Here is a 24471-nt window from a genome sequence, read left to right as displayed (position 1 = left end):
TGCGTCATGCCCGCCGCCGGCGTCCCGGCCGTAGGGCGGCCAGCGCACGCCGCGCCGAGGTGACCGGGCGGCTGGTGCGGCATCGGAGCGTCAGGGACGCCCAGCGGGCGGCGCAGGCCCACCGGAGGCGGGCCGCGGAGCGCGGGGCGAGCCGGGCGCGCAGCCGTATGCCACGTGTCGCGCCGGTCTGCAACCCGGCCCGCACCTGCTGTACGTCCGGGGCGAGGCCGGATGCCGGCTGGGGCCGCGGGGCGTACAGGACCTGCTCGACGGCGGCCGCGACGCGATGCGCGGCCGCGGCAGGCTCCGGTTGCAGTTCCCCGACGCGAATGATCCGCGCGGCCGCCTTGCGCGGCGTCAGCGACTCGTCCGGCAGGATGCCGAAGTCCCAGGCGGTGTCGAGCAGCTCCTGCCAGGCGGCGAGAACGCCCGCCGTACCGTCCCGGCCCGGGGCGCCGCCCGACAGCCGCCCGGAGCGGATCCGCAGCCGCCACAGCAGCGGGATCACGGGCAGCACCAGGACGAGCAGCGCGGCCAGCGCGATGCCGGCCACCGCCCAGGGGGAGGGGCCGCCGTCGGACGGACGGGCGCCGGACTCCGCGGGCAGTGCCGTGCATCCCGAGCCCGCACCGGACGGCTGCTCGCCGGGGCCGCACGAGGGCTCCGCCGACGGGGTGTCGGGAGAGGCCTCGGGCCGGGAGGGCGCGGGCGCCGGGGCGCCGGGGTCGGCCGTGTCCGAGGTGTCGGGGTAGGCGTAGTCCGGGATGGTGCCCCGGCTCGGGGTCGGCTCGAAGCGGGTCCAGCCGATGCCCTGGAAGTACAGCTCGGGCCAGGCGTGCGCGTCCTTGAGGCTGACCGATGTCGTGCCGTCGGGCTGTTTGGTGCCCGGGGTGAATCCGACCGCGACCCGGGAGGGGATGCCCAGCGTGCGGGCCATCGCCGCCATCGAGAACGAGAAGTGGACGCAGAAGCCTTCCTTGTCCCGCAGGAAGCGCGCTATGGCCTGGGAGCCGCTGCCGGCGCGGACGTCGGTGTTGTAGCTGAACCCGCCGTAGAGCGCGAACCAGTCCTGGAGCTTGACGGCCCTGGCGTACGCGGTCGGTGCGCCCTTGGTGACCTGACGGGCGGTGGTCCGTACGACCTCGGGGAGGGAGCCCGGGACCTTGGTGTACTCGCGCAGCAGGTCCGCGGGCGGCGCCGGGGCGCCGGCCAGCTGACGGGACGTGGGCCGCACCTGAAGGCTCTCGACCTGGTACTGCAGGCCGCGGGTGTTCTGTCCGCGGTCGCCGACGAGCGTGCGGCCCTGGGGTTCGTAGCGCCAGCGGCCGGAGATGTCCACCTTGGAGGCGGGGAAGGGGAGCGGCAGCCAGTTCTGGGCGTACCACTGCGCGGTGGAGATGGAGGTGTTGATCCGGTTCAGGTCGACCGCGGGGCTGAGGCCGGTTGGTTGCGGTAGCCGCTCGGGGACGTCGGTGACCGTCCGCTCCGACGGCTTCCAGGTCGTGCCGTCGAACTGGTCGAGGGCGACGATCCGCAGATACAGATCGCGGGTGTCGGCCGCGGTGGTGCGGTAGTTGAGGACCTCCTTGTCCTCGGGTTGGTTGAGGCTGTCCTGCAGCGACACCAGCGGGTTCACCGCGGAGATCGTGCCGCCACCGCCGCCGGGGCCGGCGCCGCTGCCGGTGCGGCCGAGCAGCCCGCCGCCGAGGGAGGGCAGCGCGGCGGGCACCACCAGCGCGATGCCCAGTACCAGGGCCCCGATCCGGTGGCCCGTACGGACCGGGGCCAGCGCGGCTTGGCCCACCCCCGCGGCGAGGCCCCGGCCGCCGGGCCGGTCCGCTCCGGCAGCCGGGCCGCCGAACACCCGGCCCCACTGGGAGAGCCGGTCGCGGCCCTCGGCCAGCAGGAGCAGCAGATAGCCGGCCGCCGCGAGCAGGAACCACAGCCAGCCCGCGCCCCCCTGGGTCAGCCCGGCCGCTACCGAGTACAGCGCGAGCAGCGGCAGCCCGGCGGGCGCGGCGCTGCGGTAGGTGACCGCCAGCGCGTCGACGATCAGGCCGATCACCAGGACACCGGCGATCAGCAGCAGCCGGATGCCGGGGGTGACGGGGGCGGGGATGGCGTACCGGCCGACGTCCTGGACGCCGTTGCGCAGCAGCCGGCCGAACTCCGTGAGGGCGTCCGGGCCCGGCAGCAGTCCGAGGATCGCCTCGCTCGGGGCGAAGAGGAAGGTCAGCAGCAGGACGGCCACCAGGGCCTGGACGCCGATGGTCAGCGGTCTGGCGAGGGGGACCCGGCGGGCCGCCGCCCCCGTGCCCGTCATGAACGCCAGCAGCAACGCCGCCTGGAACATCCAGCCGACCGGTTCGACCAGCGGCAGCAGCGCGCAGGCGGCACACAGGGTGGCCACCGCCGCGGTCAGCGCCAGCCGCGCCCGGCCGCTCATGCCCGTCCCCCGCATCGTCCGGGGCGGCATCCGTATGCCCCGCGGTCGTGCGCCAACGCCCAGCTCCCCCTCATGTCCGTCCCCCCGCCACCGTCGCCGAGCCGTGGCCCGTCTCTCCGACCACGTCAGCCGCCCGTTCGGACAGCGTCCCCGCACGGTCCGCCGCCGCCCGCCACAGGTCGGGGAGGGAGTCGCCGGGCGTCACCGGCAGCGCCGTCCAGCCCGCTTGCCGCAGCAGCCGCAGCCGCTCGGCCATCGGGACCTGGCCGGTGGAGAACCTGATGCCGCCGGGGCCCCGGGCCCAGGCGTCACCGTCCAGGACGAAGGCGATCGCGGCGCCGCTGCGCCGGCGCATCTGCCCGGCGACCGCGGCCTGTTCGTCGTCCAGATCGCCGAAGAAGGCGACCAGCAGCCCTTCGCTGCCGCCGCGCAGCACGTCGTACGCCGCCGAGATCCCCTCCTGCTCGGAGTGCTCCACGACGGCGAGGGAGTCCAGCAGCAGGCCCGCGGCATCGGCGGACGCCGTGCCGCCCGCGAAGCCGCCGTGGCCGTCGGGGCCGGGCACGGACATGCCGGTGTCCGTCAGCAGCCGGACCGAGAAGCCGCGCTCCAGCAGATGCACCGCGGTCGACGCGGCCGCCGTCACCGCCCACTCGAAGGCCGAGTCGGGGCCGCCTCCAGGATGGGCGAGCTCGCGGGTGTCGAGCAGGACCGTGCAGCGCGCCTTCTGCGGCTGCTCCTCCCGGCGCACCATCAGCTCGCCGCGGCGCGCCGTGGACCGCCAGTGGATCCGGCGCCGGTCGTCGCCGTGCCGATAGTCGCGCGGAATGATGTCGTCGTCGCCGGCCAGTGCCAGCGAGCGCTGCAGTCCCTCGCCGTACCCGGCCGTCTCGCCGGCCAGCCGGACCGCGGGCAGCGGCTCGGTCCGGGGGACCACCGTCAGTGTGTCGCAGGCGCTGAAGGAGCGGGTCAGCTCGCACATGCCGAACGGGTCGGACAGGCGCAGCTGCAGCGGTCCCAGGGGATAGCGGCCGCGCAGGTCGGAGCGGACGCGGTAGGAGACCTCGCGGCGGCCGCCGGCCTCGACGCGGTCCAGGATGAAGCGCGGCCGGGGGCCGAGGACGTAGGGCACCCGGTCCTGGAGCATCAGTACGCCCGTGGGCAGCCGGGAGATGTTCTCCATCCGCAGCCGGACCCGGGATTCGGAGGCCGCGGGCACTCGGGCGGGGGAGAGCGTACGGCTGCCGGCGACGCGGTAGCGGGTGCGGTGCAGCACCAGGACGCAGACCAGTGGCAGGGCCGCGAGCAGCAGCCCGACGCGCAGCAGATCCGCCTGCCCCAGGAGGTAGGAGCACACCGCGGCGGCCACCCCGGCGGCCAGGAACGACCTGCCCCGTGTCGTCAGCCCCCCGAGGGCCGCCCGCAGCCCGCCCCGCTCGGGCGTCCCCTCGATCCCCCCCTCGGCCATCACAACCCCCGTACGCCGGGCGGCTGCCGGCCGTGGCTCCGCCACGGCTGCGCGGAGGGGTCGGGGACCGGGACGCGCTGCAGGATCTCCAGGACGAGCTGTTCGGCCGAGCGGCGGTTCAACTGGGCCTGGGCGGTGGGCAGCAGACGGTGGGCGAGCACCGGCACCGCCAGGGACTGCACATCGTCCGGCAGGGCGTAGTCCCGCCCCAGGAGCGCGGCGGAGGCCTTGGCGGCGCGCAGCAGATGCAGCGTGGCCCGGGGCGAGGCGCCGAGCCGGAGCTCGGGGTGGCTGCGGGTGGCCACCACCAGGTCCACGGCGTATCGGCGGACCGTCTCGGCGACATGGACCTCGCGCACCGTGTCGATCAGCTTCAGGATCTCGTGGGCGTGCGCCACCGGCTGGAGGTCGTCGAGCGGGGAGGCGCCGCCGTGCACGTCGAGCATCCGCAGCTCGGCCGACGGGCTGGGATAGCCGATCGACACCCGCGCCATGAAGCGGTCCCGCTGTGCCTCGGGGAGCGGGTAGGTGCCTTCCATCTCCACCGGGTTCTGGGTGGCGACGACCATGAAGGGGCTGGGCAGTTCGTAGGTCTGCCCGTCCATCGTGACCTGGCGCTCCTCCATGGACTCCAGCAGCGCGGACTGCGTCTTGGGAGAGGCGCGGTTGATCTCGTCGCCGATGACGATCTGGGAGAAGATCGCGCCGGGCTTGAACTCGAAGTCGCGGTGCTGCTGGTCGAAGATGCTGACGCCGGTGATGTCGGAGGGCAGCAGGTCGGGCGTGAACTGGATGCGCCGCACCGAGCAGTCGATGGAGCGGGCCAGGGCCTTGGCGAGCATGGTCTTGCCGACGCCGGGAACGTCCTCGATCAGCAGATGGCCCTCGGCGAGGAGCACGGTCAGTGCGAGCCGTACGACCTCCGGCTTGCCTTCGATGACGCTCTCCACCGACCGGTGAACGCGCTCCGCGGTGGCGGTCAGATCTCCCCCGGCGCTCGGCTTCCCCCGCACGGGCGGACCCTCAAGGCTCGCTCGTTCGTCATACGTCGTCACTCGGCCCTCCTCGGCCCTGTACCGCGGGCCGACGCCCCCTCTGCGGACCCGGCCCCTCCCCGAACACGCGCGTCCCGCCCGGCCACCGCCGGCGCGACGTCACCTACGCATTCTTGCTGCCCGCGCGGCTCCGCGTCATGGCCTGTGGATAACTCACCACGCGATATCGGTACCTTCCCGGCGAACCGGTCCTTCCGGCTCGATCCGCGGGTCCGCCGGGAAGGTCGCGCAGGTCAGGCGCGCGGCTCGATCTCCCGCAGCAGACCCGTTGTCACGTCGAACACAAAGCCGCGGACGTCGTCGGTGTGCGGCAGGAAGGGGGAGGTGCGCACCCGCTCCATGGACTGCCGGACGTCTTCGTCGAGGTCCTTGAACGCCTCGACGGCCCAGGTGGGGCGCTGTCCGACCTCGTCCGCCAGTTCGTGGCGGAAGTCCTCGGTCAGGCTGAGCAGACCGCAGCCGGTGTGGTGGATGAGGACGACGGAGCGGGTGCCGAGGGCCCGCTGGCTGATCGTCAGGGAGCGGATGATGTCGTCGGTCACCACACCGCCCGCGTTGCGGATGGTGTGGCAGTCGCCGAGTTCGAGGCCGAGGGCGGCGTGCAGGTCGAGACGGGCGTCCATGCAGGCCACCACGGCGACCTTGAGGACCGGACGGGCGTCCATTCCGGGGTCGGTGAAGGCGGCGGCATAGCGCTGGTTGGCCTCGACGAGACGGTCGGTGACCGTGCCACCGCTACGGGCGGTGTCGTCGGCGGACTGGGGCAGCGGCTTCGACGCAGGTATGGGCATGGACTCACGGTAATGGCCACAGGCCGTTCCGGCTGTATGAGAGGCCGGGCATAGGGGGCAACGTCACTCCTTGTGAGGTAATGCACAGGCCCGCCCGCACGCCCGCCATCCGGGTGAGAAGCCGTCGCGAGGCCCGCGGAAAGCCGTCGCGGGACGCGCGGAACCGGTTGATTGACCGGGACAGCCGGTGGACTAAAGTGGCGCGAAGTGGGAGGCGTGACGCTCTCCTTGGATACCGAATTCCTCGCGTGCGCGAATCGTACGTACGGCTCGGCCTCCTCCCGCTCCTATGGTCTTCCGACGTCACTTCCCCGTCGCCGGAGGGCCACTTCCCCTTCAGAGCGGGCGGGGACCAAGCGGTACGTGCGGCCTCCCCCAGCCAGCGGCCGGGGGACCCACCTGCCGCCCGGCCATCGGAAGGCGCATGAGCAGCAATACTCGCCACGTACCCGTCATGCTCCAGCGTTGCCTGGACATGCTCGCCCCCGCGCTCGCCGAGCCCGGTGCGGTCGTCGTCGACTGCACGCTCGGTCTCGGAGGGCACAGCGAGGCACTGCTCACCGCCTTCCCGGCGGCCCGCCTCATCGCCCTCGACCGCGACCCGGCCGCCCTGAAGCTCGCCGGGGAGCGGCTGGCCCCCTACGGCGAGCGCGCCACCCTGGTGCACGCCGTCTACGACGAGCTCCCCGAGGTCCTCGACCGGCTCGGCATCCCGCGCGTCCAGGGCGTGCTGTTCGACCTCGGCGTCTCCTCCATGCAGCTCGACGAGGCCGACCGCGGCTTCGCGTACGCGCAGGACGCCCCGCTGGACATGCGGATGGACCAGACGACCGGCATCAGCGCCGCCGAGGTCCTCAACACCTACGCCCCCGGTGAGCTGGTGCGGATCCTGCGCTCCTACGGAGAGGAGAAGCAGGCCAAGCGGATCGTCGCGGCCGTCGTGCGCGAGCGCGAGAAGGAGCCGTTCACCAACAGCGCGCGGCTGGTCGAGCTGATCCGCGACGCGCTGCCGCAGGCCGCCAAGCGCACCGGCGGCAACCCCGCCAAGCGCACGTTCCAGGCGCTGCGCATCGAGGTCAACGGGGAGCTGGCGAGCGTGGAGCGGGCCATCCCGGCCGCGGTGAAGGCGCTCGCGGTCGGCGGCCGGATCGCCGTCCTGTCGTACCAGTCGCTGGAGGACCGGCTGGTCAAGCAGGTCTTCGCGGCCGGTGCGAGCAGCACCGCGCCGCCCGGGCTGCCGGTCGTCCCCGAGCGCTACCAGCCCCGCCTGAAGCTGCTGACCCGCGGCGCCGAGCTCCCCACGGAGGAGGAGATCGCCGAGAACCGCCGCGCCGCCCCCGCCCGGCTGCGCGGCGCGGAGCGGATCCGCGAGAACGTCGAGGACACCGCGTGAGAGGCCAGGGGCGGCCGCGGAGACAGAAACGGCTCTCCGCGCTGTTCCCCTCCTCCGCCGCCCCGCGCGGCACCGCGGCACGCACGCCCTTCGTGCTCCTGATCGTCGTCCTGCTCGGCTCCGGACTGATCACGCTGCTGCTGCTCAACTCCGCGCTCAACCAAGGGTCGTTCGAGCTCGACAAGCTGGAGCGCGAGACCGGCGAGCTGACCGACGAGCAGCAGGCGCTGCAGCAGGAGGTGGACGCCTCCTCCGCCCCGGACGCGCTGGAGCGCCGGGCCCGAGAACTGGGGATGGTGCCCGGGGGCTCCCCGGTGTTCCTGCTCCCGGACGGCAGGGTGCTCGGCAGCCCGCACCCGGCCACGTCCCAGGGGGCGCCGCTGAGCAGCTCCGCCAAGCCCTCGGCGGCCGCGCTTTTGAGGGCGGCCGCACTGAACGCCCCGTCCACCTCGTCCGCCCCCTCCGCCCCTGCGGCGCCGCCCGTCGCGGCGCCCTCGGTCCGGCCGCCGGTCCCGGTCGGCTCCGTCACGCTGGCCCCGGAGAGCACCCCGCCGCCGGCGGGCGCCCACGGCACCCCGGCCTCCGCCGCATCCCCGGCCCCCGAGGCCGCCCCCGCATCCCCGGCCTCCGCCACCCCGCGCGTCCCGTTCGGCATCGGCGCCCCCACCGCCCCCGTATGGGGGTCGGTGCCCGCCCCCTCCCCGACGACCTCCGGCAGGTGAACGCGGCATGACCGAGCCCAGGGAACCCCGCCGGGTACCGCGCCCGGCCCAGCGCGGCGGTCAGGCCGGGAACCGCGCCGGGCGCCCACCCGCCGCCGGGCGCCCGCGGCCCAAGCCCGGCGCGCCCCGGCGGGGCACCCCCAGGGCCGGCGCCGGTCGCCCCGCCCCCCGGCCGGCGCGTCCCCGCTCCGGGCCGCCGCCGCTGCGTCTGGCCAGCCCGCGCCCCCGGCTGCGGCTGGTCGCCCTCGGACTGACGCTGATCATGCTGGTCTTCGTCGTACGGCTCTTCCAGGTGCAGGCCGTGGACGCCGGGGCGTACGCCGCCAAGGCCAACGAGAACCGCTATGTGCCGGTCAAGCTGGCCGCCGAGCGCGGGGCGATCACCGACCGCAACGGCGTGAACCTGGCCACCACCGTGGACGCGTACGACATCACCGCCGACCCGAGCCTGCTGGCGTCCGACAAGACCAAGATCGACGACGCCCCCCGGCGGGCTGCCGCGCTGCTGGCACCGCTCCTGGGTGAGGACGAGGCCACCCTCACCCGCAAGCTCGACCAGCCCAAGGTCCGCTACGTCCTGCTCGCCCGGCAGCGGACCCCGCAGGTCTGGAAGCGGATCAAGGACCTCCGCAAGGACCTCGACGCCAAGGCGGCCGCCGCCCCCAAGCGCGCGCCCCGTCCCAACGTGCTCGTCGGGATCTTCGCCGACAAGCACTCCAAGCGCCTCTACCCCAACAAGGACCTCGCCTCCGGCGTCCTCGGCTTCGTCAACAGCGCGGGCAAGGGCGGCGGCGGCCTGGAGGCGCGCCTGGACCAGCAGCTGGCGGGCAAGGACGGCAAGTTCGTCTACGCGCAGTCCGGCGGCCGCCGGGTGCCCACCGCCGACACCCACGAGATCCCCGCCGTCCCGGGTACCGACGTCGAGCTGACCCTGGACCGCGACATCCAGTGGGCGGCCCAGAAGGCCATCGCCAAGCAGGTCGCCAAGTCGGGGGCCGACCGCGGCTACGTCGTCGTCCAGGACACCCGCACCGGCGAGATCCTGGCGCTGGCCAACTCCCCCGCGTTCGACCCCAACGACATCTCCCGGGCCGACCCGGAGGCGCTGGGCAACGCCGCGCTCTCCGACGCGTTCGAACCGGGGTCCACCAGCAAGCTGATGTCGATGGCCGCCGTACTGGAGGAGGGCGTCGCCACCCCCTCCACCCGGGTCACCGTGCCCAACCGGCTGCACCGCGGCGACCGCCTCTTCGCCGACGACGTCGACCACAAGACCTGGCACCTGACGCTCAACGGCGTGCTCGCCAAGTCCAGCAACATCGGCACGATCCTGGCGACCGGCCAGCTCGGCAGGAACCAGCCCGAGGCCAACCGGGTCCTCTACTCCTACCTGCGCAAATTCGGCATCGGCAAGCCGACCGGACTGGGCTTCCCCGGGGAGACCGCCGGCATCCTGGCCAAACCGCAGGACTGGAACACCTCCCAGCAGTACACGATCCCCTTCGGCCAGGGACTGTCGCTCAACGCCCTGCAGGCCGCATCCGTCTACTCCACGATCGCCAACGGCGGCGAGCGCATCGCCCCCACACTGGTCCGCGGCAGCACCGGACCCGACGGCCACTACGTCCGGGCACCCAAACCCGCCAAGAACCGCGTGGTCAGCAAGGAGACGGCGCGCACGCTGGCCACCATGCTGGAGTCGGTGGTGGACGACGAGGAAGGCACCGGCTCGAAGGCGAAGATCGACGGCTACCGGGTCGGCGGCAAGACCGGCACGTCCAACCGGGTGGACCCCAAGACGGGCCGGTACCACGGCTACACCGCCTCCTTCGCCGGCTTCGCGCCGGCCGACAAGCCCCGGATCACGGTCTACTGCGCCGTGCAGAACCCCACCAAAGGCAGCTATTTCGGCGGCCAGGTCTGTGGTCCGATCTACCAGCAGGTCATGGCGTTCGCGCTGAAAACCCTCCAGGTCCCGCCGACCGGCGCCAAGCCCCCGCGGCTCCCGGTCACCTTCACGCCAGGCCAATGAAATCGAGGCAATTCCGCCGTGACGACCATCACCCCCGCCGGGTCCCCCGAGCCCCGAAGCCGCACCTCCACACAACCCTCACTTCGCCCCGGGCACGATCGGCCCGGTACGCTCACCGCCGTGTCACACGCTGATCAGTCCCCGAAAGCCCCGCACGCCGAGAAGGGCGGCCCCGGCACGTACCCGGGAGCGCCGCGCCCTGAACAGGTCCGCCCCACCCCCCTGGCGGACCTCGCCGAGCAGCTGGGCACCCCGATCTCCGCCGCGGGCCACGCCGGTGCCGACGCCGCGCAGTCCGTCGCCGTCACCGGGATCACCCATGACTCCCGGGCGGTCCGCCCCGGCGACGTCTACGCCGCGCTGCCCGGCGCCCGGCTGCACGGTGCCGACTTCGTCGCCCAGGCCGCCGACCTCGGAGCCGCGGCGATCCTGACCGACCCGACGGGCGCCGAACGCGCCGCCGCGACCGGCCTGCCGGTCCTGGTCGTCGACAACCCGCGCGCACGGATGGGCGCCCTGGCCGTCTCGATCTACGGCGCGCCGGGCGAGGACCTGCTCCAGATCGGCATCACCGGCACCTCCGGCAAGACCACCACCGCCTACCTCATCGAGGGCGGCCTGCGGGCCGCGGCCGCCAAGCGCCCCGACGGGGGCCTGACCGGCCTGATCGGCACGGTGGAGACCCGTATCGGCGACGAGCGCATCAAGTCCGAGCGCACCACGCCCGAGGCCACCGACCTCCAGGCGCTGTTCGCGGTCATGCGCGAGCGCGGCGTCCGCGCCCTGGCCATGGAGGTCTCCAGCCACGCGCTGGTCCTGGGGCGGGTCGACGGCTGCGTCTTCGACGTCGCGATCTTCAACAACCTCAGCCCGGAGCACATGGAGTTCCACTCCGGCATGGAGGACTACTTCCAGGCCAAGGCCCAGCTGTTCACCAAGGCCCGCAGCCGCGCCGGGGTCGTGAACCTCGACGACGAGTACGGCCGGCGGCTGGCCGAGGGCGAGTCCGAGGTCCCGGTCACCACCTTCTCCGCCGAGGGGCACCCGGACGCGGACTGGCGGGCCTCCGACGTCGAGGTCGGCGCGCTCGGCTCGACCTTCACGGTGCACGGCCCCGACGGGCGGACCGTGCGTGCCGCGTCCCCGATCGCCGGCCCGTTCAACGTCGCCAACGCGCTCGCCGCGATCGTCTCGCTGGTCGTCGCCGGCATCGACGCGCAGACCGCGGCCGACGGCGTCGCGGCGGTGCCCGGCGTCCCCGGCCGCCTGGAGCGCGTCGACGCCGGCCAGCCGTACCTGGCGGTGGTCGACTACGCGCACAAGACCGATGCCGTCGAATCGGTCCTGCGCGCGCTGCGCAAGGTCACCGACGGCAAGCTGCACGCCGTGCTCGGCTGCGGCGGCGACCGCGACCCGCACAAGCGCGCCCCCATGGGCGCCGCGGTGGCCCGCCTCGCCGACACGGCCATCCTGACCTCCGACAACCCCCGCAACGAGGACCCGCTCGCGATCCTCGCCACCATGCTCGCGGGCGCCGCCGAGGTGCCGGTCCACGAACGCGGCACGGTGCTGGTCGAGGAAGAGCGGGCCGCCGCCATCGCCGCCGCCGTCGCCCGCGCCGAGCCCGGCGACACCGTGATCGTCGCGGGCAAGGGCCATGAGCAGGGCCAGGACATCGCCGGAGTGGTCCGCTCCTTCGACGACCGTCAGGTGCTGCGCGAGGCCATCGAGGCAGCACTGAAGTCGCAGCAGTCACCGCAGCCGAACCACCGGGGATGACACACCGCCATGCGCGCACAACCCTTCCGCCGTCACCGCCCGCCCCGCACCGGGGGTGACCTGTGATCTCCTTGTCGCTCGCCGAGATCGCGAGCATCGTCGGCGGGCAGCAGCACGACATACCGGACCCCGGCCTCCAGGTCACCGGGCCCGTCGTCACCGACTCCCGCGCGGTACGCCCCGGCGGTCTGTTCGTGGCCTTCGCCGGGGAGCGCGTCGACGGCCATGACTTCGCGCAGGGCGCCGTCGAGGCGGGCGCGGTGGCCGTCCTGGCCGCCCGCCCCGTAGGCGTCCCCGCGATCGTCGTCGACGACGTGGTCGCCGCGCTCGGCGCGCTCGCCCGTGCCGTCGTCGACCGGCTGGGCACCACCGTCATCGGCCTGACCGGCTCGGCCGGCAAGACCAGCACCAAGGACCTGATCGCCCAGTTGCTGCAGCGGCACGGCCCGACGGTCTGGCCCGAGGGCAACCTCAACAACGAGATCGGGCTGCCGCTGACCGCGCTGCGCGCCGATGACGCCACCCGGCACCTCGTCCTGGAGATGGGCGCCCGCGGCGTCGGCCACATCCGCTACCTCGCCGAGCTGACCCCGCCGAGGATCGGTGTGGTGCTCAACGTCGGCAGCGCGCACATCGGAGAGTTCGGCGGCCGCGAGAAGATCGCCGAGGCGAAGGGCGAACTCGTCGAGGCGCTGCCGGCGGCCGGTGAAGGGACCGAAGGGCCGCAGGCGGGCGGGATCGCGGTGCTCAACGCCGACGATCCCTACGTCCGCGCCATGGCCGCGCGTACGAAGGCCCGTACGGTCCTGTTCGGTGAGTCCGAGGACGCTGCCGTACGTGCCGAGAATGTCCGGCTCACGGAGCTCGGACAGCCCGCCTTCACGCTTCACACACCCTCCGGGTGCAGTGATGTGACCATGCGGCTGTACGGTGAGCACCACGTGTCGAACGCGCTCGCCGCGGCCGCCGTCGCCCATGAGTTGGGCATGCCCGTAGACGAGATCGCCACCGCGCTCTCCGAAGCCGGCACGCTCTCCCGCTGGCGTATGGAGGTCACCGAGCGCGCGGACGGCGTGACGGTCGTCAACGACGCCTACAACGCGAACCCGGAGTCCATGCGAGCGGCGCTGCGAGCGCTGGTCGCGATGGGCGCAGCCGCCAAGGCGAAGGGCGGTCGTACGTGGGCGGTGCTCGGTGAGATGGCCGAGCTCGGTGAGGAGTCACTCGCCGAACACGACGCGGTCGGGCGGCTGGTCGTCCGGCTCAACGTCAGCAAGCTCGTGGCAGTCGGCGGCAGGGAAGCGGCCTGGCTCGACATGGGCGCCAAGAACGAGGGTTCGTGGGGTGAGGAGTCGGTGCACGTGTCCGACGCGCGGGCGGCGGTCGACCTGTTGCGCAGCGAGCTGCGGCCGGGAGACGTCGTGCTGGTGAAGGCGTCCAGGTCGGTGGGGCTGGAGCGGGTCGCCGCAGCTTTGCTGGACGACCAGGGCATGGTGGGCGCCGCGGGCGCTGAGGGTGGAGCCGCGACCCGATGAACTCGATGAAGCAGATCCTCTTCTCCGGAATGATCGGGCTCTTCCTGACCCTGATCGGCACCCCGCTGCTGATCAAGCTGCTGGCGAAGAAGGGGTACGGGCAGTTCATCCGCGATGACGGCCCCCGCACCCACGGCAGCAAGAAGGGCACGCCCACCATGGGCGGTATCTCCTTCATCCTGGCGACGATCATCGCCTACGCCCTGACGAAGGTGATCACCTCCAGCGATCCGACCTTCTCGGGCGTGCTGGTGCTGTTCCTCTTCGCGGGCATGGGCCTGGTCGGCTTCCTGGACGACTACATCAAGATCGTCAAGCAGCGTTCGCTGGGCCTGCGGGCCAAGGCGAAGATGGCCGGCCAGCTGATCGTCGGTATCGCCTTCGCGGTGCTCTCCCTGCAGTTCGCCGACATGCGCGGGCAGACTCCGGCCTCCGACCGGCTGTCCTTCACCCAGGACTTCGGCTGGCAGATCGGCCCGGTGATCTTCGTGATCTGGGCGCTGTTCATGATCCTGGCGATGTCCAACGGCGTGAACCTCACCGACGGCCTCGACGGCCTGGCCACCGGCGCCTCGGTGATGGTCTTCGGCGCGTACACCTTCATCGGCATCTGGCAGCACCAGGAGTCCTGCGCCAACCAGATCACCGCCGGACCGGGCTGCTACGAGGTGCGTGACCCCCTCGACCTCGCGGTCGTCGCGTCCGCGCTGATGGGCGCCTGCTTCGGCTTCCTGTGGTGGAACACCTCACCCGCCAAGATCTTCATGGGCGACACCGGCTCGCTGGCCCTGGGCGGCGCGCTGGCCGGCCTGGCGATCTGCTCCCGCACGGAGCTGCTGCTCGCCCTCCTCGGCGGTCTCTTCGTCCTGATCACGATGTCCGTGGTCATCCAGGTCGGCTCCTTCAAGCTGACCGGCAAGCGGGTCTTCCGGATGGCGCCACTACAGCACCACTTCGAACTCAAGGGGTGGTCGGAAGTCCTTGTGGTGGTCCGGTTCTGGATCATCCAGGGCATGTGCGTCATCGTGGGACTCGGCATCTTCTACGGCGGCTGGCAGGCGGCGAAGTGACCACGCACGGCCCGACCGACGCCCCCGCGGGGTTCTCCGGTCTGCACATCACCGTCGCCGGCCTGGGCGTGAGCGGCGTTCCCGCCGCCCGCGCGCTGGCCGGCCTCGGCGCCCGTGTCACCGTCGTCAACAGCAGCGACGGCGACCGCGAGCGCGCGCAGGCCGCCGAACTGGAGGAGCTGGGGGTCACCGTCCGCCTCGGCGACGGCGACACCCTCCCCGAGGGCACGGAACTGATCGTCACCACCCCGGGCTGGAAGCCGACCAGCCCGCTCTTCCTCGCGGCCGAGAAGGCCGGCATCGAGGTGTGGGGTGATGTCGAGCTCGCCTGGCGGCTGCGCGGCCCGGACGCCGCCCCGTGGCTGGCCGTCACCGGCACCAACGGCAAGACCACCACCGTCCAGATGCTGGCCTCGATCCTGGAGGCGGCCGGTCTGCGGACCGCCGCCGTCGGCAACATCGGGGTCCCGCTCGTCGACGTGGTGCTCGGCGAGGGGAAGCGGGAGGACACGTCGTACGACGTGCTCGCGGTCGAGCTCTCCAGCTACCAGCTGCACTGGGCCCCCTCGGTGCGGGCGCACTCGGCGGTGGTCCTCAACCTCGCCCCCGACCATCTGGACTGGCACGGCTCCATGGAGGCCTACGCCGCCGACAAGGGCCGGATCTACGAGGGCAACACCGTCGCCTGCGTCTACAACGTCGCCGACCCGGCGACCGAGGACCTGGTCCGGGCGGCCGACGTCGAGGAGGGCTGCCGCGCGATCGGCTTCACCCTCGGCACCCCCGGCCCCTCCCAACTCGGTGTCGTCGAGGGCATCCTCGTCGACCGCGCCTTCGTCGAGAACCGGCACAAGCAGGCCCAGGAGCTCGCCGAGGTCGCCGACGTCCGGCCCGCGGCGCCCCACAACATCGCCAACGCCCTCGCCGCGGCCGCGCTGGCCAGGGCCTTCGGCGTCGCCCCCGCCGCCGTACGCGACGGGCTGCGCGCCTTTCACCCGGACGCGCACCGCATCGAGCACATCGCGGACATCGACGGCGTCGCCTACATCGACGACTCCAAGGCCACCAACACCCACGCCGCCGAGGCGTCGTTGGCGGCGTACGAGCACATCGTGTGGATCGCCGGCGGGCTCGCCAAGGGCGCGACCTTCGACGAGCTGGTCCTGAAGTCCGCGGCCCGGCTGCGCGGGGTGGTGCTGATCGGCGCCGATCGGGCGCTGATTCGCGAAGCCCTGGCGCGACACGCCCCCGATGTCCCGGTGGTCGACCTCGACCGGACCGACACTGGGGCGATGCCTCAGGCGGTCCGGGAAGCGACCCGTCTGGCCGCGCCCGGCGACACCGTCCTGCTGGCTCCGGCCTGTGCCTCGATGGACATGTTCGTCAACTACAACAAGCGGGGCGAGGCCTTCGCCGAAGCGGTCCGCGAGCTGACCGCGGGGGACCGGTAGACCCTTTCTCCCCGCTGCCGCCGGACCGGCGGCGAGCGCACCCGTGGAGGGGACGAGGATGACGGCCCGATCGGCGAAGGCGGCGGCGCGCCGGCCCCGCCGGACCACGCCGGTGCGCCCGCCGCGGGGCGGCCGTCCGCCGGGCGGCCCGCGGGGGCTCCACGCCCGGCTGAGACGGGCCTGGGACCGTCCGCTGACCGCGTACTACCTCATCCTCGGCGGCAGTCTGCTGATCACCGTCCTGGGGCTGGTGATGGTCTACTCGGCGTCCCAGATCAAGGCGCTGCAGTCCGGCCTGGCCCCGACGTTCTTCTTCCGCAAACAGCTGCTCGCGGCCGTCCTCGGCAGCGGGCTGCTGGTGCTCGCCGCCCGGCTCCCGGTACGGGTGCACCGCATGCTGGCCTATCCGCTGCTCGCCGGCTCGGTGTTCCTGATGTGCCTGGTGCAGATTCCGGACATAGGGGTCGCGGTCAACGGCAATCAGAACTGGATCAGCCTCGGCGGACCTTTCCAGATGCAACCGAGCGAGTTCGGCAAGCTCGCGCTGGTCCTGTGGGGCGCCGACCTGCTCGCCCGCAAACAGGACCGCAGGCTGCTGACGCAGTGGAAGCACCTGCTGGTGCCGCTGATCCCGGTGACCTTCCTGGTGCTCGGGCTGATCATGCTCGGCGGCGACATGGGCACCGCGATCATTCTCACGGCGATCCTCTTCGGGCTGCTGTGGCTGGCCGGGGCGCCGACCCGGCTGTTCGTGGGGGTGCTGGGCGCCGCCTCGGTGATCGGCGCGCTGCTGATCATGACGAGCGCCAACCGGATGTCCCGGCTGGCCTGCATCGGAGCGACCGATCCGGGGCCCGGTGATCAGTGCTGGCAGGCCGTGCACGGGATCTACGCCCTCGCATCCGGCGGATTCTTCGGTTCCGGGCTCGGCGCGAGTATGGAAAAATGGGGTGAACTCCCTGAACCGCACACCGACTTCATCTTCGCCATCACCGGGGAGGAACTGGGTCTGGCGGGGACGCTGTCGGTGCTCGCCCTCTTCGCGGCTCTAGGCTATGCGGGTATCCGCGTGGCCGGACGCACGGAGGACCCCTTCGTACGGTACGCCGCGGGAGGCGTGACCACCTGGATCACGGCCCAGGCCGTGATCAACGTCGGTGCGGTGCTCGGCCTGCTGCCGATCGCCGGTGTCCCGCTCCCGCTGTTCTCCTACGGAGGCTCCGCCCTGCTGCCCACGATGTTCGCCATCGGGCTGCTGATCGCCTTCGCGCGTGACGAGCCCGCTGCACGGGCGGCGCTGGCCATGCGGCAGCCGGTCTTCGGCAGGAGACCGGCTGGGGTGAGATGGAAGACGATGAGACGGCGCGTCAAGAAGCGGCCGTCCGGAGAGCGGTGAATTTCGGTGCATGTCGTACTCGCCGGTGGGGGGACCGCCGGCCACATCGAGCCCGCGCTCGCCCTCGCGGACGCACTGCGGAGGCAGGACCCCACCGTGGGGATCACGGCACTCGGCACGGAGAAGGGGCTGGAGACCCGGCTCGTCCCGGAGCGCGGCTATGAGCTGGGCCTCATCCCGGCCGTACCGCTGCCGCGCAAGCCCACCCCTGAGCTGATCACCGTCCCCGGGCGGCTGCGCGGCACGATCAAGGCCGCCGAGCAGATCCTGGAGCGCACGAAGGCGGACTGCGTGGTCGGCTTCGGCGGCTACGTGGCGCTGCCCGGCTATCTGGCCGCCAAGCGGCTCGGTGTGCCGATCATCGTCCACGAGGCCAACGCCCGCCCCGGCCTGGCCAACAAGATCGGCTCGCGGTACGCCAAGTTCGTCGCGGTCAGCACCCCGGACAGCAAGCTGCGCGGTGCCCGCTATGTCGGCATTCCGCTCCGCCGCACCATCGCCACCCTGGACCGCGCCGCGGTCCGCCCCGAGGCGCGGGCCGCCTTCGGCCTCGACCCCAACCTGCCGACGCTCCTGGTGTCCGGCGGATCCCAGGGCGCCCGCCGGCTGAACGAGGTCATCCAGGCCACCGTCCCGGCCCTGCAGCGCGCCGGCATCCAGGTCCTGCACGCGGTCGGCCCGAAGAACGAATTGCCGCATGTGGACAACATGCCCGGGATGCCCCCCTATGTCCCGGTACCGTACGTGGACCGGATGGATCTCGCGTACGCCGCGGCCGACATGATGCTCTGCCGCGCGGGCGCGATGACCGTCGCCGAGTTGTCCGCCGTCGGGCTCCCGGCCGCGTTCGTCCCGCTGCCCATCGGCAACGGCGAGCAGCGGCTCAACGCCCAGCCGCTGGTCAACGCCGGCGGGGGCCTGCTGGTCGACGACGCCCAGCTGACCCCGGACTGGGTGCAAAGCAGCGTGCTCCCGGTTCTGGCCGATCCGCACCGGCTGTACGAGATGTCCCGCGCGGCCTCCGAGTTCGGCCGCCGGGACGCCGACGAGCTGCTGGTCGGCATGGTCTACGAGGCGATCGCGCAGCACAACAAGTAGTGCACTAGGGAAGGCAGGGAGCGTGGCCGGACCGACAACCGCCCGGCGCGGCGAGAAGAAGTCACCGTCCGGCCCGCCCTCCGCCCCGGAGGCGCACGGACGCAGATTCCGTTGGGTGCGCGTCCCGTTTCGCGCGCCGGGCCGCCGCGGTCTGATCATCATCACGGTTCTCGCGGTGCTGCTCGGCACGTTTGGCGTCTGGGCGCTCTACGCCTCGAACTGGCTGCGGGTGGAGCGCGTGCGGGCCGCCGGCACCGCGGTCCTGACCCCGCGTGAGGTCGTCGCCGCGGCCCGCACTCCGATGAACACACCGCTGATTTCGGTGGATACGGACGCAATCGCCCGCCGGCTGCGCGCGCGGCTGCCGCGCATCAAGACGGTTGACGTCGAACGGTCCTGGCCGCACACGATCGGTCTGAAGGTGACGGAAAGGACGCCGGAACTACTGATGCCGACGGGCGGAAAGTTTGCTGAAGTGGACGCCGAGGGCGTCCGGTTCGCCACCGTCGGCGCCGCCCCCAAGGGTGTTCCGCTTCTGGAAATGGCCGCTTCCGACTCCCCGAGTCTGCGCCAGTTCGGAATCGACCGGTTGCGGCGTGCCGCGGTCGAGGTCGCTCAGGATCTGCCCCCGGCCGTACGCAAGAACCTCCGCAAGGTTCGCGTACGGTCCTATGACGCCATCACCCTCCACCTTTCCGGTGACCGCACGGTCGCCTGGGGCAGCCGCGAACAGGGCGCCGAAAAGGCGAAGGTGCTGACCGCGCTGCTGAAAGCGGCACGTGACGCGCGCCACTTCGACGTCTCGGTTCCCAGCGCCCCTGCGGTATCGGGGAGTTGACGTACTCAGCCGCAGGCCAGCACCCTGGATGGCTACGACTATGGGTGATCACATAGGGTGAAAAGAAAAACGGGAGGTTCGGCGTGTTCGTTGAACGGGCGCGCCTTGTCGACTTAGTGTCTCGTTCCAAAGGGACTATGGAACCAAGGAACACAGGCACAGGTAACCCTAAACTTCAACGTTAGGGTTCGGGTCGGCGATACGAACCGCCCCAATCGGCATCAGTCGGCGTCCACACGCACGTGCGGCGACGACACGTAACTCGAGGCGAGAGGCCTTCGACGTGGCAGCACCGCAGAACTACCTCGCAGTCATCAAGGTCGTCGGCATCGGCGGCGGTGGCGTGAACGCCATCAACCGGATGATCGAGGTCGGGCTCAAGGGCGTCGAGTTCATCGCGATCAACACCGATGCGCAGGCGCTGCTGATGAGCGACGCCGACGTCAAGCTCGACGTCGGCCGCGAAATGACCCGCGGCCTCGGCGCCGGCGCCAACCCGGATGTGGGGCGCAAGGCGGCCGAGGACCACCGCGAGGAGATCGAGGAGGTCCTCAAGGGGGCCGACATGGTCTTCGTGACCGCGGGTGAGGGTGGTGGCACCGGCACCGGCGGCGCACCCGTCGTCGCCAACATCGCGCGCTCGCTGGGCGCCCTGACGATCGGTGTGGTCACCCGGCCGTTCACCTTCGAGGGCCGCCGTCGCGCCAACCAGGCCGAGGACGGCATCGCCCAGCTGCGCGAAGAGGTCGACACCCTCATCGTGATTCCCAATGACCGACTGCTGTCCATCTCGGACCGCCAGGTGAGCGTGCTCGACGCGTTCAAGTCCGCGGACCAGGTGCTGCTGTCGGGTGTCCAGGGCATCACCGACCTGATCACCACCCCGGGTCTGATCAACCTCGACTTCGCGGACGTCAAGTCCGTGATGTCGGAGGCCGGCTCGGCCCTCATGGGCATCGGCTCGGCGCGCGGCGACGACCGCGCGGTGGCCGCCGCGGAGATGGCGATCTCCTCGCCGCTCCTGGAGGCCTCCATCGACGGCGCCCGCGGGGTGCTGCTGTCCATCTCCGGCGGCTCCGACCTCGGTCTCTTCGAGATCAACGAGGCCGCGCAGCTGGTCAGCGAGGCGGCGCACCCGGAAGCCAACATCATCTTCGGTGCGGTCATCGACGACGCGCTGGGCGACGAGGTCCGGGTGACGGTCATCGCCGCGGGCTTCGACGGCGGTCAGCCGCCGGCCCGCCGCGATGCGCAGGCCGCCGTGTCGTCCCCGAAGCGTGAGGAGCCGGCTCCGGCCCCGAGCCGTCCGGCCGCCCCGCCGGAGCCGCGTACGCCGTCGTCCTTCGGTGGCCTGGGCTCGGTGCCGGTGCGGGATGAGGAGCCGGCGCCCGCCGAGTCCTCCTCCTCGCTGGGCGAGGTCGCCTCGCCGTCGGCGGCCGGCCCGCAGGTTCCCCCGGCCCGTCCGTCGTACTCGGACTCGGCCGAGGAACTGGACGTTCCCGACTTTCTGAAGTGACGTAAAGCACCGAAGTGATAGGGCAACAGCACCACGAGAGCGGCGCGCACTTCGCCTTCACCGACAGGTGGGGCGGGGTGAGCGCCGCTCCGTATGAGCAGCTCAACCTGGGCGGCGCGGTCGGCGACGACCCGCAGGCCGTCCACGCCAACCGTGCGCTCGTGGCACGGGAACTCGGCCTCGACCCGGCCGCGGTGGTCTGGATGAACCAGGTCCACGGCCGGGACGTCGCCGTCGTCGACGGGCCGTGGCGCGACGCCGATGTCCCGTGTGTGGACGCGGTGGTCACCACCCGCCGGGGTCTCGCGCTCGCCGTCCTGACCGCCGACTGCACCCCGGTGCTGCTGGCCGACCCGGTCGCCGGGATCGCGGGGGCCGCGCACGCCGGCCGGCCCGGCCTGGTGGCCGGGGTGGTCCCGGCGGTCGTCGGGGCGATGGTGGAACTGGGCGCGGCGCCGGAGCGGATCCTCGCCCGCACCGGACCCGCGATCTGCGGGCGGTGCTACGAGGTGCCCGCGGCGATGCGCTCCGAGGTCGCGGCGGTGGTGCCCCAGGCGCATGCGACGACCAGTTGGGGCACGCCCGCGGTGGATGTCACCGCGGGAGTGCGGGCCCAACTCGCCGCGGCGGGCGTGGCGGTGCGTGAGGATTCCCACATCTGCACGCGGGAGTCCGCGGACTACTTCTCTTATCGGCGCGACCGTACGACCGGGCGGCTCGCGAGCTATGTGTGGCTGGGGGAGCTCCCTGGCCGGGGGCCGGGGGAGGCCGAGCTGTGACGGACGACCGCAGGACGCAACTGGCCGACAACCTGGCCCGGGTGGAAAATCGTATCTCCGCCGCCTGTGCCAAGGCCGGGCGGCCGCGCGACGAGGTGACCCTGATCGTGGTCACCAAGACCTACCCCGCGAGCGACGTCCGGCTGCTCGCGGAGCTGGGGGTGCGCCAGGTCGCGGAGAACCGCGATCAGGAGGCCGCGGGCAAAGCCGCCGAATGCAGTGATTTGCCCCTTACTTGGCACTTCGTGGGACAGCTGCAGACCAACAAGGTGCGGTCTGTGGCCGGTTATGCCGGGATTGTTCAGTCGGTCGACCGGGCACGACTGGTCACCGCGCTCTCCAAGGAAGCGGTCCGTGCCGAGCGCGAGCTGGGGTGCCTCGTCCAGGTGGCACTTGACGCGGAGTCGGGGGAGCGGGGCACCCGCGGCGGCGTGGCGCCGGACGGCGTGGCGGCGCTCGCGGAGGCGATCGCCGGGGCCCAAGGGCTGCGGCTGGACGGTGTGATGACCGTCGCGCCGCTGGCCGGGCCCTATGCCGGGCGGCAACTCGCCGCATTCGAACGGCTCATGGAAATCTCAACCGACCTGCGCGCCACCCATCCTGCTGCCAACATGGTGTCAGCAGGCATGAGCGCGGACCTCGAGGACGCCGTGGCGGCCGGAGCGACACATGTGCGCGTCGGCACTGCGGTACTCGGAGTCCGACCACGGCTCGGGTAACGTCGCCAAGCAAGTCGGACCACAGCACAAAATATGGTCATTCCCGCAGAAAGCGGGAGGCCCGCGTGGATCCAAGGCACCCGGTGACGGAGCCGATCCACCACAGAGCGGAGGACGCAGAGAATGGCCGGCGCGATGCGCAAGATGGCGGTCTACCTCGGCCTCGTGGAGGACGATGGGTACGACGGCCGGGGGTTCGACCCCGACGACGAGTTCGAGCCCGAGCTTGACCCGGAGCCTGATCGGGGGCGGCGTCAACAGCACCAAGTGCAGTCCGAAACGCGGCCGGAACGGGACGAACCCGTCCGTGCCGTGACGCCTCCGGCGCAACGCGAACCTACCCCGCTCGCCGCGGAAAGCGGACGACCCGCGCGAATCGCACCCGTGGCATCCATCACACCCGACCGCCCGAATCTGGAGAAGAACGCACCGGTGATCATGCCCAAGGTTGTGTCCGAGCGGGAGCCGTACCGCATCACCACACTCCACCCCCGGACCTACAACGAAGCCCGTACCATCGGGGAACACTTCCGCGAGGGCACTCCGGTGATCATGAATCTCACGGAGATGGACGATACTGATGCGAAGCGACTTGTCGACTTTGCGGCAGGTTTGGTGTTTGGTCTTCACGGGAGCATCGAGCGGGTGACGCAGAAGGTGTTCCTGTTGTCGCCTGCTAACGTCGATGTCACGGCGGAGGACAAGGCCCGTATCGCAGAGGGCGGGTTCTTCAACCAGAGCTGAGACGCAACACCGGGCACACCAGGGCCGTAAGGTCAACACAGAGGCAAGCAAGGGGAGAGGGACGCGCGAGATGAGTGTCGCTGGTCAGGTGATCTATATCGCGCTGTACTGCTTCCTGATCGTGTTGATCTTCCGGCTGGTGATGGACTATGTCTTCCAGTTCGCCCGTTCATGGCAACCGGGCAAGGCGATGGTGGTCATTCTTGAGGCCGCCTACACTGTCACTGATCCGCCACTCAAGCTTCTGCGGCGGGTAATTCCGCCGCTGCGTCTCGGGGGCGTGGCGCTCGACCTGTCCTTCTTCGTATTGATGATCATCGTGTACATCCTGATCACCGTCGTGAGGTCGGTGTTGTTGGTGTGAACGATACGGTCTTGCCGATTGCCGACGACTACGTTGAGGTGAAGTAGAGATGCCGTTGACCCCCGAGGACGTGCGGAACAAGCAGTTCACGACCGTCCGCCTCCGAGAAGGCTATGACGAGGACGAGGTCGATGCCTTCCTCGACGAGGTTGAAGCAGAACTGACCAGGCTGCTCCGGGAGAACGAGGACCTGCGCGCCAAGCTGGCCGCGGCCACCCGCGCCGCGGCGCAGAATCAGCAGCAGGGGCTGCGCAAGGGACCGGACCAGCAGCAGGAGCAGCAGCAGCGTCCCGGGGCTCCCGTGCCCGCCGCCATATCCGGTCCGCAGCCGGTCCCGCCGCAGCAGCAGGGGATGGGTGGCCCGCCCCAACTGCCCGGTGGTGCACCTCAGCTGCCGCCCGGTCCCGGTGGCCACGGCCCGCAGGGTCCGCACGGACCCGGCCCGATGGGCCCCGGCGGTCCCATGGGTGGCCCGATGGGCGGCCCCGGTGGACCGCAGCAGCTGCCGCAGGCCCAGCAGGGTGGCCCCGGCGGTGACAGTGCCGCACGGGTGCTGTCGCTGGCGCAGCAGACCGCCGACCAGGCGATCGCGGAGGCCCGTTCCGAGGCCAACAAGATCGTCGGCGAGGCGCGCAGCCGCGCCGAGGGCCTGGAGCGGGACGCCCGCGCCAAGGCCGACGCGCTGGAGCGGGACGCGCAGGAGAAGCACCGCGTGGCGATGGGTTCGCTGGAGTCGGCCCGCGCGACGCTGGAGCGCAAGGTCGAGGACCTGCGCGGCTTCGAGCGCGAGTACCGCACGCGGCTGAAGTCCTACCTGGAGAGCCAGCTGCGTCAGCTGGAGAACCAGGCGGACGACTCGCTGGCTCCGCCGCGGACCCCGGCGGCCGCCTCGCTGCCGCCGTCGCCCTCGATGGCGTCGGCCGGTGCGGGCACCATGGGCGGCAACCACACCATGGGTGGCGGCCAGTCGATGGGTGGCGGCCAGTCGATGGGCGGCAACCACTCCATGGCCGGGCAGTCCAGCGGCGGTCCGTCCTACGGCGGTCAGCAGCAGATGTCGCCGGCGATGACCCAGCCGATGGCTCCGGTGCGGCCGCAGAGCCCGCAGCCGATGCAGCAGACGCCGTCGCCGATGCGGGGCTTCCTCATCGACGAGGACGACAACTGACGCCCGCCTAGCGCGTAGCGTCGGCAATCAGGGCCGGGGGGCGCGGGGGGGCCTCGCCGGCCGGTGCCCCTCTTTTTCCCCTTTGCCGGAGGGGGGTGGTCGTTTTT

20 protein-coding genes are annotated in these 24471 nt (G+C 71.9%); 16 read left to right on the top strand and 4 right to left on the bottom strand.

Translation table 11 applies throughout. The features are described 5' to 3' along the window. Nucleotides 1-4 precede the first annotated feature (4 nt). The 4 genes from AC0680_RS30670 to AC0680_RS30655 form a co-directional block, all read right to left on the bottom strand. Nucleotides 5-2446 (bottom strand): transglutaminase TgpA family protein, encoded by a 2442-nt coding sequence (locus AC0680_RS30670; RefSeq protein WP_478635165.1) that lies wholly within the window; start codon nucleotides 2444-2446, stop codon nucleotides 5-7. A gap of 70 nt (nucleotides 2447-2516) precedes the next feature. After that, a complete protein-coding gene (locus AC0680_RS30665) occupies nucleotides 2517-3914 on the bottom strand; it encodes a DUF58 domain-containing protein (RefSeq protein WP_478635162.1) in 1398 nt (465 codons plus the stop codon). Beyond that, on the bottom strand, nucleotides 3914-4969 hold the full coding sequence (locus AC0680_RS30660) for an AAA family ATPase (protein WP_478635159.1): 1056 nt from the start codon (nucleotides 4967-4969) through the stop codon (nucleotides 3914-3916). Before AC0680_RS30660 ends, AC0680_RS30665 begins: the two co-directional genes overlap by 1 nt. Nucleotides 4970-5202: 233 nt before the next feature. After that, nucleotides 5203-5760, bottom strand: coding sequence for a beta-class carbonic anhydrase (locus AC0680_RS30655; protein ID WP_468981786.1), 558 nt, complete (start codon nucleotides 5758-5760; stop codon nucleotides 5203-5205). Between the two features lie 424 nt (nucleotides 5761-6184). On the opposite strand from AC0680_RS30655, the gene rsmH reads away from it, so the two are divergent. The 16 genes from rsmH (at nucleotide 6185) to AC0680_RS30575 (ending at nucleotide 24364) form a co-directional block, all read left to right on the top strand. After that, nucleotides 6185-7153 carry a 16S rRNA (cytosine(1402)-N(4))-methyltransferase RsmH gene (gene rsmH, locus AC0680_RS30650; RefSeq protein WP_478635156.1) on the top strand — a complete coding sequence of 323 codons (969 nt, stop codon included), beginning with the start codon at nucleotides 6185-6187 and terminating at the stop codon, nucleotides 7151-7153. Then, a complete protein-coding gene (gene ftsL, locus AC0680_RS30645; protein ID WP_478635154.1) occupies nucleotides 7150-7875 on the top strand; it encodes a cell division protein FtsL in 726 nt (241 codons plus the stop codon). The genes rsmH and ftsL overlap by 4 nt, the downstream gene beginning before the upstream one ends. A 7-nt stretch (nucleotides 7876-7882) precedes the next feature. Next, complete coding sequence (locus AC0680_RS30640) at nucleotides 7883-9907, top strand: peptidoglycan D,D-transpeptidase FtsI family protein (RefSeq protein ID WP_478635152.1); 2025 nt, start codon at nucleotides 7883-7885, stop codon at nucleotides 9905-9907. Nucleotides 9908-9925: 18 nt separating this feature from the next. Continuing rightward, entirely contained in the window at nucleotides 9926-11686 is a 1761-nt protein-coding gene (locus tag AC0680_RS30635; RefSeq protein ID WP_478635149.1) for a UDP-N-acetylmuramoyl-L-alanyl-D-glutamate--2,6-diaminopimelate ligase, read from the top strand. Nucleotides 11687-11748: 62 nt separating this feature from the next. Continuing rightward, nucleotides 11749-13221, top strand: coding sequence for a UDP-N-acetylmuramoyl-tripeptide--D-alanyl-D-alanine ligase (locus AC0680_RS30630; protein WP_478635147.1), 1473 nt, complete (start codon nucleotides 11749-11751; stop codon nucleotides 13219-13221). Nucleotides 13222-13226: 5 nt separating this feature from the next. Next, nucleotides 13227-14291: a phospho-N-acetylmuramoyl-pentapeptide-transferase gene (mraY, locus tag AC0680_RS30625; RefSeq protein ID WP_384440864.1), complete on the top strand. Its 1065-nt coding sequence runs from the start codon at nucleotides 13227-13229 to the stop codon at nucleotides 14289-14291. Then, the gene (gene murD, locus AC0680_RS30620) at nucleotides 14288-15742 is read left to right on the top strand and encodes a UDP-N-acetylmuramoyl-L-alanine--D-glutamate ligase (protein ID WP_478635144.1); all 1455 of its coding nucleotides are present in this window, start codon (nucleotides 14288-14290) and stop codon (nucleotides 15740-15742) included. Before mraY ends, murD begins: the two co-directional genes overlap by 4 nt. A 58-nt stretch (nucleotides 15743-15800) precedes the next feature. Continuing rightward, nucleotides 15801-17138 carry a putative lipid II flippase FtsW gene (gene ftsW / locus AC0680_RS30615; protein WP_478635141.1) on the top strand — a complete coding sequence of 446 codons (1338 nt, stop codon included), beginning with the start codon at nucleotides 15801-15803 and terminating at the stop codon, nucleotides 17136-17138. 6 nt (nucleotides 17139-17144) lie between these two features. Next, complete coding sequence (murG, locus tag AC0680_RS30610) at nucleotides 17145-18236, top strand: undecaprenyldiphospho-muramoylpentapeptide beta-N-acetylglucosaminyltransferase (RefSeq protein WP_384440840.1); 1092 nt, start codon at nucleotides 17145-17147, stop codon at nucleotides 18234-18236. 22 nt (nucleotides 18237-18258) lie between these two features. After that, a complete protein-coding gene (locus tag AC0680_RS30605; protein ID WP_478635139.1) occupies nucleotides 18259-19074 on the top strand; it encodes a cell division protein FtsQ/DivIB in 816 nt (271 codons plus the stop codon). A gap of 283 nt (nucleotides 19075-19357) precedes the next feature. Then, the gene (gene ftsZ, locus AC0680_RS30600) at nucleotides 19358-20590 is read left to right on the top strand and encodes a cell division protein FtsZ (protein WP_478635136.1); all 1233 of its coding nucleotides are present in this window, start codon (nucleotides 19358-19360) and stop codon (nucleotides 20588-20590) included. A 14-nt stretch (nucleotides 20591-20604) separates the two neighbouring features. Further along, entirely contained in the window at nucleotides 20605-21369 is a 765-nt protein-coding gene (gene pgeF / locus AC0680_RS30595) for a peptidoglycan editing factor PgeF (RefSeq protein ID WP_478635134.1), read from the top strand. Then, nucleotides 21366-22088 carry a YggS family pyridoxal phosphate-dependent enzyme gene (locus AC0680_RS30590; RefSeq protein ID WP_478635131.1) on the top strand — a complete coding sequence of 241 codons (723 nt, stop codon included), beginning with the start codon at nucleotides 21366-21368 and terminating at the stop codon, nucleotides 22086-22088. Before pgeF ends, AC0680_RS30590 begins: the two co-directional genes overlap by 4 nt. A gap of 123 nt (nucleotides 22089-22211) precedes the next feature. Then, entirely contained in the window at nucleotides 22212-22832 is a 621-nt protein-coding gene (locus AC0680_RS30585; protein WP_478635129.1) for a cell division protein SepF, read from the top strand. 70 nt (nucleotides 22833-22902) lie between these two features. After that, nucleotides 22903-23196 carry a YggT family protein gene (locus AC0680_RS30580; protein WP_030415214.1) on the top strand — a complete coding sequence of 98 codons (294 nt, stop codon included), beginning with the start codon at nucleotides 22903-22905 and terminating at the stop codon, nucleotides 23194-23196. Nucleotides 23197-23245: 49 nt separating this feature from the next. Beyond that, nucleotides 23246-24364 carry a DivIVA domain-containing protein gene (locus AC0680_RS30575; RefSeq protein ID WP_478635125.1) on the top strand — a complete coding sequence of 373 codons (1119 nt, stop codon included), beginning with the start codon at nucleotides 23246-23248 and terminating at the stop codon, nucleotides 24362-24364. The last annotated feature ends 107 nt before the right edge of the window (nucleotides 24365-24471 follow it).

The sequence above is a fragment of the Streptomyces sp. NPDC043738 genome (genome assembly GCF_056436545.1).
The sequence above is the reverse complement of the archived record's forward strand: the minus strand, read 5'-3'. Positions and strand labels throughout refer to the sequence as shown.

Coding starts and splice junctions, on each gene's coding strand:
- AC0680_RS30670 (WP_478635165.1), bottom strand. CDS start 2,446: ATGAGCGGCCGGGCGCGGCTGGCGCTGACCGCGGCGGTGGCCACCCTG.
- ftsW (WP_478635141.1), top strand. CDS start 15,801: ATGACGGCCCGATCGGCGAAGGCGGCGGCGCGCCGGCCCCGCCGGACC.
- mraY (WP_384440864.1), top strand. CDS start 13,227: ATGAAGCAGATCCTCTTCTCCGGAATGATCGGGCTCTTCCTGACCCTG.
- AC0680_RS30665 (WP_478635162.1), bottom strand. CDS start 3,914: ATGGCCGAGGGGGGGATCGAGGGGACGCCCGAGCGGGGCGGGCTGCGG.
- AC0680_RS30585 (WP_478635129.1), top strand. CDS start 22,212: ATGGCCGGCGCGATGCGCAAGATGGCGGTCTACCTCGGCCTCGTGGAG.
- AC0680_RS30640 (WP_478635152.1), top strand. CDS start 7,883: ATGACCGAGCCCAGGGAACCCCGCCGGGTACCGCGCCCGGCCCAGCGC.
- AC0680_RS30575 (WP_478635125.1), top strand. CDS start 23,246: ATGCCGTTGACCCCCGAGGACGTGCGGAACAAGCAGTTCACGACCGTC.
- rsmH (WP_478635156.1), top strand. CDS start 6,185: ATGAGCAGCAATACTCGCCACGTACCCGTCATGCTCCAGCGTTGCCTG.
- AC0680_RS30655 (WP_468981786.1), bottom strand. CDS start 5,760: ATGCCCATACCTGCGTCGAAGCCGCTGCCCCAGTCCGCCGACGACACC.
- AC0680_RS30580 (WP_030415214.1), top strand. CDS start 22,903: ATGAGTGTCGCTGGTCAGGTGATCTATATCGCGCTGTACTGCTTCCTG.